The organism is Chitinophaga sp. 9-1-y (assembly GCF_059511905.2).
In genome coordinates this window covers 1,884,412-1,896,807 of the sequence record NZ_CM197955.1, presented here as the reverse complement: position 1 = coordinate 1,896,807, position 12,396 = coordinate 1,884,412, and the positions used below count along the sequence as shown (strand labels likewise).

The 12,396-nt window shown below is 46.0% G+C and carries 10 protein-coding genes; 5 read left to right on the top strand and 5 right to left on the bottom strand.

The genetic code is table 11. The features are described 5' to 3' along the window. Window positions 1-178: 178 nt before the first annotated feature. The 4 genes from AC5ZC7_RS07485 to AC5ZC7_RS07470 all read right to left on the bottom strand — a co-directional run bounded on the left by AC5ZC7_RS07485 (window position 179) and on the right by AC5ZC7_RS07470 (window position 4,655). The gene (locus AC5ZC7_RS07485) at window positions 179-928 is read right to left on the bottom strand and encodes a L,D-transpeptidase family protein (protein ID WP_496160211.1); all 750 of its coding nucleotides are present in this window, start codon (window positions 926-928) and stop codon (window positions 179-181) included. A 263-nt stretch (window positions 929-1,191) separates the two neighbouring features. Beyond that, window positions 1,192-2,010, bottom strand: a complete 819-nt coding sequence (locus AC5ZC7_RS07480; protein WP_496160212.1) for a hypothetical protein — start codon at window positions 2,008-2,010, stop codon at window positions 1,192-1,194. Between the two features lie 300 nt (window positions 2,011-2,310). Beyond that, complete coding sequence (hppD, locus tag AC5ZC7_RS07475; RefSeq protein ID WP_496160213.1) at window positions 2,311-3,441, bottom strand: 4-hydroxyphenylpyruvate dioxygenase; 1,131 nt, start codon at window positions 3,439-3,441, stop codon at window positions 2,311-2,313. A 56-nt stretch (window positions 3,442-3,497) separates the two neighbouring features. After that, a complete protein-coding gene (locus tag AC5ZC7_RS07470; protein ID WP_496160214.1) occupies window positions 3,498-4,655 on the bottom strand; it encodes a homogentisate 1,2-dioxygenase in 1,158 nt (385 codons plus the stop codon). 872 nt (window positions 4,656-5,527) lie between these two features. On the opposite strand from AC5ZC7_RS07470, the gene thrA reads away from it, so the two are divergent. From thrA to rpe, 5 genes are all read left to right on the top strand, one after another. Further along, complete coding sequence (gene thrA, locus AC5ZC7_RS07465) at window positions 5,528-7,969, top strand: bifunctional aspartate kinase/homoserine dehydrogenase I (RefSeq protein WP_496160215.1); 2,442 nt, start codon at window positions 5,528-5,530, stop codon at window positions 7,967-7,969. Window positions 7,970-8,046: 77 nt separating this feature from the next. Further along, window positions 8,047-8,973, top strand: a complete 927-nt coding sequence (locus AC5ZC7_RS07460; protein WP_496160216.1) for a homoserine kinase — start codon at window positions 8,047-8,049, stop codon at window positions 8,971-8,973. Window positions 8,974-8,992: 19 nt separating this feature from the next. Then, entirely contained in the window at window positions 8,993-10,288 is a 1,296-nt protein-coding gene (gene thrC, locus AC5ZC7_RS07455) for a threonine synthase (protein WP_496160217.1), read from the top strand. 24 nt (window positions 10,289-10,312) lie between these two features. After that, entirely contained in the window at window positions 10,313-11,323 is a 1,011-nt protein-coding gene (locus AC5ZC7_RS07450) for a tetratricopeptide repeat protein (RefSeq protein WP_496160218.1), read from the top strand. Window positions 11,324-11,357: 34 nt separating this feature from the next. Continuing rightward, window positions 11,358-12,023 carry a ribulose-phosphate 3-epimerase gene (gene rpe, locus AC5ZC7_RS07445; protein WP_477076382.1) on the top strand — a complete coding sequence of 222 codons (666 nt, stop codon included), beginning with the start codon at window positions 11,358-11,360 and terminating at the stop codon, window positions 12,021-12,023. On the opposite strand, the gene AC5ZC7_RS07440 is transcribed toward rpe, so the two are convergent. Next, entirely contained in the window at window positions 12,004-12,393 is a 390-nt protein-coding gene (locus tag AC5ZC7_RS07440) for a response regulator (RefSeq protein WP_496160219.1), read from the bottom strand. The genes rpe and AC5ZC7_RS07440 overlap by 20 nt on opposite strands. Window positions 12,394-12,396 lie beyond the last annotated feature (3 nt).

Here is a 12,396-nt window from a genome sequence, read left to right as displayed (position 1 = left end):
CAAAAGGCAGGAATAATGGTGTAAAAGTTACACTAAGGGGGTTTTCAATAATCGAACTACCTGATTTTAAAGGGGTTCCGGGTAAGTGAGCTTGAAAAAAAGTTTGGGAGATAAAAAACGCTAAAGCGATTCTTATCTCCCAAAATATTTTTCATTTTTTGTAATTGCTGTGATCTGTTTACATCACGTATTTTCCTTTATCATCTACCAGTACTACCGGCAGGCGGTGATGCTTCTCAAAATAATCGTAAGCGCCTCTCAGTTCTGTCCAGAATTGTTTGGAAGAACCGTCGGTCAGTGTAAATGTACCCAGGTAATTCATGGAGCCTGTGTTGCCAAATTTCACGGGAAAAACGTGTACGGGGATAAAGTCTTGCCCGGCATTTTTAGCGTTCACGGCCAGGATGTATACTTCGTCAATGAACTCATCTGTTAACGGGATACAACCTACGGTAATGCAGTTACCGTGAATATAGATTTCGCCACCTGGATTTTTGGCGTCACTCAGGATACGATCCGAAAAGTTGGGATAGTTGATCCCGAGTGAGAGGTGGTAGTTGCTGTTTGGATTGAAGTCGTTGATATAGTAGAAGCCTTCTGGTACCTGCCGGTCGCCTTCCTTGCGTTTAGGGCCCATTTTACCGGACAGTGTGCAAACACGGTACGACTTAAACAGGCGGAAAGTATCTGATGCATTATTCTTCACCCATATTTCCATTTCGCTATCGAGTTTGAAGGAGCGGATGAACATATACTTTGCAGGATAAGTCAGTCCTTTCTTTTCGAACTCTTTTTTCAGCAACTCTTCCTTCTCACGATATGCCTCCCCTACTTTGGGAAACATTTTCTGGTTTTCGAGGAAAGATTGCTGGGCAAACAGGTTGCCTGCACCTAATAAAACCAAAACGATTACAACAAGTCGCTTCATATACTAATTCAACAAAATTTTAATATTAAACCAGATTTACGTAGGCAAGATAAAACAATAAGAGGGCAAAAATAAAATATATTACCATGCTCACTTTCTTGCTGGCAATCTTCAATATATAATGCTTGTGCCCCTGATAGATCAATATAGCCGTAAAAGCCTGGAAAATCCCACCTAACAAAAACAATATACCAAACAGTGTTTGTATCCTCATAAAAAACGGAACAGTTATATTTATATTGTAAAGTTAAGTGATTATCGCGTTACTGTAGCTTAATCCATTCCAGTTTTACTACCGCCGCGTCTACTCCGGAAGTATAAGTACCGCGTACAGGGTATTTGGCGCCGTTATAGGCATACGAATAAGTGCTGGTAACTACACGGGAAGAATTGATGCTGCTGATATTCTCCGTCAGGATGTTATGAGCTGATAAGTTCGCTGCGCTCAGTTCTGTCAGGCAACCCAGTTCCGCTTGTTGCTGCTGTGGGTTTTGTTGTTTGTCGTACGTATAGCTCACTGCAGAAGTGTGCACAAACTTAGCGTAGCCGGGTTGTTTGCCGTAGTTATCCAATTGCGCTACGTTACCATCGTTATCCCAGGTCAGTTGCTGATAGCCGGTATTTTCCCAGTTACCCTTCACCGGATTTTTCCCGAACTGGTAGCGTACGGCGAGTTTACCGTTTTCATTATATACCAGTGAATCATAAGTATACACGCCATTATTGCGGTAGTAGCTGATTTTAGCTACTTTGTCGCCGGCATAATCAAAAGACGTGTAGAGGTCGCCGGTAGTGGCATTTTCTTCGTCCGCAAACAGGCTTTTTACCAGGCGGCCATTTTCATACACCGGAATTTGCACGTCTGTGTAAGAAGCATTTTCTGTTTTACGAAACTGGGTGATTTTCTTAATGGTTTTATCCGCATTATATTCCAGCACAGTTTGACCAGCCGGGGAAGATATTTTATGCAGATAAGTACCTGGTTGAGTGCCGTTATCAGCGCGAAATGCCGAAAAAACGAAAGTTGATGCCATTACAAGTACGGCAAGCCCGGCCCGTTGGGCAGCAGATGTGTTGAGCATAGGTTACAAATATTAAATTTTTACATTGTATAAAGAATACGCAAAACTATGGTGAACATAAATGAGATATGGTTATTAAGTTGTTAACAACAAATGAATTAACATAACCAGGTCTTCAATTAGGCTTTTCATATGGTTTTAAAATATACATTAAAAATAATAAATATTTATTAAAACCAAAATAAAAAAAGCCTGCTTGAATTTCAAGCAGGCTCTACATTTAAGTTGTTGTAACCATCATCAGCCGGGGCCAATGAGGACTCCTGCTAAAGAGGAGTGGCTAAAGCAAGCATAGATAAATTATAAGTTGCCGCGCAAGGCCTGTTCTCTTTCTATTGATTCAAACAGTGCCTTGAAGTTGCCTTTACCAAAAGACTGTGCTCCTTTGCGCTGAATAATTTCGAAGAACACGGTAGGTCTGTCCTGTAGTGGTTTGGTGAAGATCTGCAGCAGATAACCTTCATCATCTCTATCTACCAGGATACCCAGTTCCTGCAATGGTGCAATGGCTTCATCTATTTTGCCCACGCGATCCAGCAGGGTTTCATAGTATTCAGACGGTACTTTCAGGAACTCTATCCCCCTGCGTTGTAGTTCTGACACGGTTTTCACAATATCATTGGTAGCAATGGCCACGTGTTGAACGCCAGGACCGCCGTAAAAATCCAGGTATTCTTCAATCTGCGATTTCTTTTTACCTTCTGCCGGTTCATTAATCGGGAATTTCACACGCCCGTTACCGTTACTCATTACTTTACTCATGAGTGCAGAATATTCGGTAGAGATATCCTTATCGTCGAAGGAGAGCAGGTTCCGGAAGCCCATTACGCGCTCATAGAATTCCACCCAGGTATTCATTTCATTCCAGCCTACGTTACCTACACAGTGGTCAACGTACAACAGGCCGGTATCTGTTGGATTGTAGTCTGTTTTCCATTCTTTGAAACCTGGCAGGAACAATCCTTTATAATTCTTGCGTTCTACAAATACGTGTACGGTATCGCCGTAAGTATGAATACCGCTGCGTACTACTTCTCCAAATGCATCTTTTTCTACCGTGGGTTCCATATAAGGTGTAGCACCGCGTTTTACGGTTTCTTCATAAGCAGAACGGGCATCATCTACCCATAATGCCAGTACCTTTACGCCATCACCATGTTTGGCAACGTGACGGGCAATTTCTGTATCGGGCAGCAGGGAGGTAGTAAGTACAAAGCGTAATTTATTTTGTACCAGCACATAGGAAACCCGGTCTCTTACACCGGTTTCAGGGCCGGCATAAGCAACTGACTGAAAGCCGAAAGCTGTTTTGTAATAGAGGGCGGCCTGTTTGGCGTTGCCTACGTAAAACTCAACGTAATCTGTTCCGTTGAGGGGTAAAAAATCCTGCTGACCAGTTAAATTGTCTGCATTCACTAATGCTGTTTCCATAACATTCAATTGTTTTGGTGTTTATAAGGTGGTTGGTTGCCGTTAATATTATTTTGTTATTCTGCCCAGCTCATTACATAGCTGCCATCTTCAATGCCCAGTGCTTCTTCTGTGATTTGCAGGGGATGGAAAGTATCCACCATTACTGCCAGTTCTTTTGTTTCTTTTGCGCCAATACTTTTTTCTACGGCTCCCGGATGCGGGCCATGCGGAATACCCGCCGGATGGAGGGTGATCATGCCGCGTACCACATGTTTACGGCTCATAAAATCGCCGTCTACATAATATAATACCTCATCGCTGTCGATATTACTATGGTTATAAGGCGCCGGAATAGCCTGTGGATGGTAATCAAATAAGCGAGGGCAGAAGGAGCAAACTACGAAGTTGTTGCCTTCAAACGTTTGGTGCACGGGTGGTGGCTGATGTACACGCCCGGTGATGGGTTCGAAGTCATGAATGGAAAAGGCAAATGGATATTCGCATCCATCCCATCCTACCACATCAAAAGGATGGTGTTTGTAGTGAATCGGGTATATCACACCTTTCTTCTTGATGCGGATCAGGAAATCGCCGGCTTCATCGATGGTTTCCAGGTTTTGCGGCTGGCGGATATCCCGTTCGCAATACGGCGAATGTTCCAGCAGTTGCCCATATTTGCTCAGGTATCTTTTTGGATAACGGATTGGGCTAAACGATTCTACAATAAACAGGCGATTGTCTGCACTATTGAAAGAGATCTGGTAAATGGTACCACGGGGAATAACGAGATAGTCGCCGTAGCCAAATTCGAGTTGTCCGTATTGTGTCTTCAGTACACCACTGCCTTCGTGTACGAAGATCATTTCATCTCCGTCTGCATTCTTGTAGAAGTAACCTTCCATGCTTTTACGGGGAGAGGCCAGTACAATATGCAGATCACTGTTGACCAGCACGGCTTTGCGGCTTTGGAGGAAATCGTCTTCCGGTCTAATATTGAAGCCCATGAAACTGCGGTGCTTCAGCATTTTTTCTTCCGCCACCTTGGGAGCTACGGAATAAGGCTCATCCACTTTCACAATTTCCGTAGGAGGATGACAATGATATAATAAGCTGGAGTGAGACGAAAAGCCTTCCGTGGAAAACAACTGTTCCGAATACAGCTGGCCATCCGGTTTACGAAACTGGGTATGGCGTTTATGCGGTATTTGTCCGAGTTTATGATAATGTGGCATAACAGGTAAATTGAAAAAATTGTTTTGGTGTACAATTGTTCTGGTGTACAATTAATGATTGAATGGGTGTATGATTCCTGTTGGTGTATGATCGAAATTATATGTCCACGCGCAACCCGTAAAGGCAGTAAAAAATATCAGATACACATGCACCCGGATAGCCCAAAACTATCAATACAAAGTTACGGTATATAAACACGAAGAATGGCCGGTAGCGGCTGTTGGAAGAGGTTATGCCAAAGTCGAATCCATGGCAAGCGTGGCCATGAGAAAGTAGTAGTTAAGCTGACTATTGCTTGTATATTTCAGTGAAATGGACAAGTGGCAATTGTTTAGGCAACTAAGTTAAGGATATAATTCTATAATATCCAAAATTGTGTTTTAAACGGTGAGAAAACAAAACCATAAATGGGGTGTCAATCCTTTTTGGGCATTTCCCACAAACACGACCTGATTGTCATTAAAAAGTCATGTAAGTGTAATTTTCAGTTCATATTGAAATAACAAAAACATACATAAAAGCCAATTTCATTATAGCAAAATCAATAAAACCACATTTATAAATCACACAAACAAATAAAAAGCCCATTTTTTGAAATATTTCTAAATATCCCCACTGCACTTTTATTTACCGGTGTAATTGTAGACTTTTGTTACACAATCGTCATATTTCAAATAGTGATACCGTTTTATACATATCAATTCTCTGTTACTCCTGCCACTCAGCAGGACGCGGACACTATTATGCCGACAACGTCCACAACAATTATTACAACCCCACTGCGGGGTTAGTTTTCACATATGATCCAACGACCACGAAGGTGGTACTTCACCGGGAGGACCCGGAGTTTATCTACGTATAAATTTTCCATATGCAAGTATTAAAATTTGGCGGCACTTCTGTTGGAAGCGCCAAAGCAATAGAACAGGTTTGTTACATCCTCAAAAAATATAAACCTGCCGGACAATATGCCATCGTTGTATCTGCATTGGGCGGAGTAACGGACAAGCTTATACGCTGCGGACAACTCGCAGAGCAGGGCCAGGAAGACTACAAAAACCTATTGCAGGAAATTGAAGCCCGGCATCTCGATACCATCCGTGAACTGTTCCCTATTACCGCACAAAGCAGCCAGATAAGCCAGCTGAAGAAAAAACTGAATGCCCTCGAAAACCTCTGTGATGGCATCTTCCAGGTAGCAGAACTCAGTGCGCGTACCCTGGATAAAATCATGAGCTACGGCGAACTGATGTCCTGCACCATTGTAGCTGAAAAATTAAAACAACAGGGACTCTCCGCCACCTGCAAAGACAGCCGGGAACTCATTGTAACCGATCATCACTTCGGCCATGCCAACGTAAATTTTGTTGCCACCAATCATAATATTACCCAGTACTTTGCACAGTCGACCGTTGACTATGTTGTATTACCGGGCTTCGTAGCCGCTACCGCCGAAGGCGATACCACTACCCTGGGCCGTGGCGGATCCGATTATACCGCCGCTATTATTGCTGCTGCTGTAAATGCTGATGTACTGGACATCTGGACAGATGTAAGCGGCATGATGACCGCTGATCCCCGTATCGTATCACAGGCCATTCCCATTTCGCATATCTCTTATGTGGAGGCAATGGAGTTGTCGCACTTCGGCGCCAAAGTCATTTATCCACCTACTATACAACCCGTGATGAGTAAACGTATTCCTATCTGGATCAAAAACACATTTGCCCCGGAAGATCACGGTACCCTCATACAAGACAGTGCAGACCGCAGTTTCCCGGTTACCGGCATCTCCGGCATACAGCATATTGCCTTGCTTACCCTCGAAGGAAGCGGCATGGTGGGCATTCCCGGCTTCTCTAAAAGACTGTTTGAATCGCTCTTACGGGAACGGATCAACGTGATCCTGATTACCCAGAGTTCTTCCGAACACTCTATTACCGTAGGTATTCATGAAGCGGATATGCTCAAAGCCAAAACTACCGTTGACAGCGAATTTGGGCAGGAAATACTCGAGAAACGCATTGAACCCCTGCAGGTAGAAAAAGACCTTTGCATTGTAGCCGTGGTAGGTGATAAAATGAAGAATCATCACGGCACCAGCGGCAAACTCTTTGGCACCCTGGGTCGCAACGGTGTCAACGTACGCGCCATTGCGCAAGGTTCTACCGAGAAAAATATCTCTGCGGTGATTAACAAAGCCGATATCAAAAAAGCCCTCAACGTCATGCACGAAACCTTCTTTGAAACCCCGCTGAAGCAGGTAAACCTCTTCATTGCCGGTGTAGGCAATGTAGGCAGCAAGCTGCTGGAACAATTACAGCAGCAGGAACATTACCTGCGGGATGAACTGGGTTTACAGGTGCGCGTAATTGGCCTTGCCAACAGCAAACGTACCCTGGTGGCGGATGGAGGCATTACGCTGGACAACTGGCGTTCCCAACTGGAACAGGGCAGCCATATGAGTACCGCCGACTTTGTGCAACAAATAAAAGCACTGAACCTGCGCAACAGCGTATTTGTAGACAACACTGCCAGCGGCGATATCGCTGCCGTATATCACGAGTTTTTGCAACACGGCATTTCGGTAGTTACCTGCAATAAAATTGCTTGTTCTTCTGACTATGTTTATTATAAACAGCTGAAAGACCTGGCCCGGAAATACAATGCGTCGTTCCTCTTTGAAACCAATGTTGGCGCCGGGTTACCCGTTATCAACACCCTGAATGACCTGATCAGAAGCGGCGATAAAGTACATAGTATCGAAGCCGTTTTATCCGGCAGCCTGAACTTTGTATTCAATCATTTTGTGAATGGGGCCAGCTTCCGGGAAGTGGTGAAAGCCGCGCAGGATGAAGGATACACAGAGCCAGATCCGCGTATTGACCTGAGTGGTAAAGACGTGATGCGGAAAATACTCATCCTCGCACGGGAAAGCGGAGCTGCCATTGAAATGGATGAAATCACCAACCACTCCTTCCTCCCGGCGGCTTGCCTGGATGCCCCATCTGTGCCTGACTTCTATGAAGAGCTGGATGTTCATGCCGGCCATTTCCAGGGACTTCGGGAAACCGCTGCCGCCGCAGGCAAACGCCTGAAATTTGTGGCGAGCTATATCAATGGTAAAGCTTCGGTAGGATTGCAAAGTGTGGCCCCGGATCATCCGTTCTACCAGTTGGAAGGAAAAGATAATATCGTGTTGTATACAACCAGTCGCTATAAAGACCAGCCACTGATTGTAAAAGGAGCCGGCGCCGGTGCAGATGTTACCGCTTCGGGCATCTTCGCAGATATAATCCGCAGCGCCAGGTGATGATCTTTTCATTAATCCTTACCAAAGCCTTGCAAACGTAGGAATCTATTATTAAATTAAACTAACTAAACGGTTATATGGATAGTATAAAAGTATTTGCGCCAGGAACTGTAGCCAATGTGGCCTGTGGCTTTGATGTGATTGGCCTGGCGCTGGATGCGCCGGGAGATGAAATGATCCTGCGCAGGGTCGCCGAACCCGGAATCCGCATTACTGCCATCCATGGCGCAGACCTGCCACTGGACCCGGCCCGCAACGTAGCAGGCGTAGCTATTCAGGCATTATTACAGAAATACGAACAACCGGATATAGGCATTGAAGTAGAGATTTTCAAGAAAATACATCCGGGCAGCGGCATTGGTTCCAGCGCCGCCAGCAGCGCCGGCGCCGTGGTAGGTGTGAACCATTTACTGGGAGAGCCTTTCACAAAAAAACAACTGGTTCGTTTTGCCATGGAAGGCGAAAGGCTGGCCTGTGGCTCTGCACATGCCGACAACGTAGCGCCGGCCATACTGGGTGGCTTTACACTGGTAAGAAGTTACCGTCCGCTGGACATCACCACCCTACATACCCCGGAACATTTATGGGTAACCGTTATACATCCGCAGATAGAAGTAAAAACCTCGGATGCCCGTGAAATCCTGAAACAGAAGGTGCTGATGACCGATGCCATCCGGCAGTGGGGTAACGTGGGCGCACTGGTGGCTGGCTTGTACCAGGATGATTATGAACTGATCAGCCGCTCACTGGAAGATGTGATTGTAGAACCGGTGCGTGCCATTCTCATTCCTGCCTTCCATGAACTGAAACTGAAATGCAAAGAAGCCGGCGCACTCGGCGGCGGTATTTCCGGTTCCGGCCCATCTGTATTTATGCTGAGTAAAGGAGAAGAAAATGCCCGCAAAGTAGCGGCTACTATGGATAGCGTTTACGCACCACTGGGAGTAGACTATAAAATCTATGTGTCCCAAATCAACACCGCCGGTGTTAAAGTGATTGACTAACCAAAACAACGTATTATCCATGCAGTATTTCAGCTTACAAAACAAGCAGCACCAGGTAAATTTCGAAACAGCAGTAGTACAGGGATTGGCACCAGACAGGGGGTTATATTTTCCGGAACAGATCCCCACATTGGACAAAAATTTTCTTGCTCACCTGCACGACTATACGGATCATGAAATCGGATTACAAGTTATCCGCCCATTTGTAGGAGACGAAATACCCGAAGAAGCATTAAAAAAGATAGTGGCCGACACCCTGCACTTTCCTTTCCCCGTGCAGAAAGTGACTGGTCACACCTTTGCCCTTGAACTATTCCACGGTCCCACCCTTGCCTTCAAAGATGTAGGCGCGCGTTTCATGGCAGGGTGCCTGGGCTATTTCCGCCGCAACAACAGCAAGCCCGTTACCGTGTTGGTAGCCACTTCCGGCGATACCGGCGGCGCAGTGGCCAGCGGTTTTTATAATGTTCCCGGTGTAGAAGTAGTGATCCTCTACCCTTCGCAGAAAGTGAGTATACTGCAGGAAAAGCAACTGACTACACTGGGTAAAAACATCCATGCCCTGGAAATACAGGGCACCTTCGACGACTGCCAACAACTGGTGAAAACGGCCTTCCTCGACCGGGAATTACAGGATCATCGCTCGCTGACCAGCGCCAACTCTATTAATGTGGCCCGCTGGCTGCCGCAGATGTTCTATTATTTCCTGGCGTATAAACAAATGAAAGCAGCTCATCCCAAACTGGTATTTTCTGTACCGAGCGGCAATTTCGGCAACATTTGCGCGGGCATGATGGCCGCAGCCATGGGCTTACCTATTGCTCATTTTGTGGCCGCTACCAATATTAATGATACCGTTCCCCGTTTCATGACCAGTGGCAAATATGAGCCGGGTAAGGCATCGCCTACCCTCTCCAACGCTATGGACGTGGCGGATCCGAGCAACTTTGTGCGGATACTGGAGTTATTTGGGAACAGCCTGCCCGCACTTTCAGAAAAACTGACGGCCTATAGCTTTAATGATAAAGACACTGCCCGTACCATGGAACAGGTTTGGAAAGAAAACCATTACATGCTGGATCCACATGGGGCTGTAGGCTTTATGGGCCTGCAACGTTACCTGGAGGATGCGCCTGCACTGACCGGTGTATTCCTGGAAACCGCGCATCCGGTGAAATTTGAAGATACTGCGCCGAAGTCTATCCGCGAGGAAATATATACCCCGTCCAAGGTGATGTCTTTATATGGTAAAGAAAAAGAAGCTACTTTATTGCCTGCCGACTACCCCACCTTCAAAAAGTGGTTAATGCGATAAGGATTCTGTAGTTTTGGCGCTCGTATGAAGTATTTATCTATCCTCCTGTTATTAGCGGGTGCCGTAGCCTGTAACAATGGCGGCACCCGGCAGCCGGCAGCTACTGCCAATGCCGACACCGTATTACAAAGTGACATTATCCGTCCTGTTTCGGACTCTATCCGGCAGTTTCCGGACAACCCGGAGTTGTATTACCGTCGTGCGCTATTACTGTTTAATACCAATCCGGCGCTGGCGCAGGCTGATTTCGAAAAAGCCGCCAGGCTGACACCCGCCAATACAGACTACTGGGCCGGCGCAGGTGAAGCCGCCCTGATGGTGAATGACTATAAAAAGGCGGCAGATTACTTCCGGCAGGCATTAACTACCGCTCCCGGCTATACGTATCTTCAATACCGCCTGGGTACTGCCCTGATAGAAAATAAAGCTTATACGTCTGCAGATAGTATCGCCAATGTACTGGCCACTACTGCAGAAGGACGGGATAAAGCCTTTTACCTGAAAGCCCGCATGGCGGAAGACAAGCAAGATACCGTTACCGCTATCCGCCACCTTACCTCTGCTATTCATGCCGCCGGCGCACAGCCTGAATTTGAAGCCGTGATGGAACTCGCCGACTTGTTGCGCAGCCGCAAAGCACCTGCTGCACTGGCATATTATACACAGGCATGGCGGTTAGATACTGCCAACGCCTGGCCTTTATATGAAGCGGCACAGTTCCAGGAAGAACTGGGTGACCCCGCCAATGCACTGCTCTCCTACCGGAAATGTATTGTAGCAGATCCCGGCTTTGAAAAAGCCTACCTGGCCCTGGGAAAAATTTACAGTGATAAAAAAGCCTGGAAAGACGCCTATACGTATTACAACCTGGCCGCCAGATCAGCGCCCACCGATGCCTGGGCTTATTACTACCGTGGGCTGACACAGGAACAACTGGGTAATAAAGCCATGGCGATAGATGACTATGCTAAAGCCACTTCGTTTAAAAAAGATTTCAGAGAGGCAAAAGAGGCGTTGCAAAGACTGAAGCCTTAATTGCTTAAATTTACATGACTCAAAAATACTGCAGTTGGAAAAACATCCTGTTTTAGTGGCGCCATCTTTACTGGCAGCGAATTTCCTGGAGTTGGGAAAAGATATTGATATGGTGAACCGCAGTGAAGCCGACTGGTTTCACCTCGACGTAATGGATGGCAGATTTGTACCTAATATCAGTTACGGCCTGCCGGTGATTGCGCAAATAAAGAAAAGAGCGAACAAGCCCTGTGATGTACATTTAATGATTGAAGAACCGGAAAAGTATGCTGCAGACTTCAAAAAAGCCGGGGCAGATATCTTAACGGTGCACCTCGAAGCCTGTATTCATCTTCACAGAAACATACAACAGATAAAAGGACTGGGCATGAAAGCTGGCGTTGCATTAAACCCGCATACGCCTATCAGCATGCTTGAAAATGTAATCCGTGATATTGATGTAGTACTGGTTATGAGTGTGAATCCCGGATTCGGCGGCCAAACGTTCATTGAACAAACCTATCATAAAATCAAACAGCTGAGAAAGCTGATATCAGACACCCATGCACACGCATTGATTGAAGTAGATGGAGGGATAGGAACCGAAAATGCCGGGCAACTCATTCATGCAGGCGCTAATGTGCTGGTGGCAGGCAGCGCAGTATTTTCATCCGCTGACCCGGAGAAAACAATTCATGCACTTAAGACAAGTGCGCAATAATTTCCTTTGATAGTGGCTTGGTGAGATAACCTGTTACAAAATCATACGCGCTTACCCGCTCGCGGTCTTTTTCATCAATAGAAGAGGTAAGCACAAAGATCCGGATACTTTTGGGTAGCTGACCACAAAATGCAGCATACTCTTCCAGGAACTCCCAGCCATCCATCACCGGCATGTTCAAATCCAGCAGAATAAGATCCGGCAATGCAGCAGTATCCTGGGCATTTTCACGGATATAATCCAACACATCCTGCGCATCCGAAAACACACGGATGTTAGTGCTGATAGCCTGCCGTTCGATCATGATTTTAGCAATCTGCTGGTGAATCGGGTCATCATCTACAATAAAAATCGTATTGATCAACTTCATAAA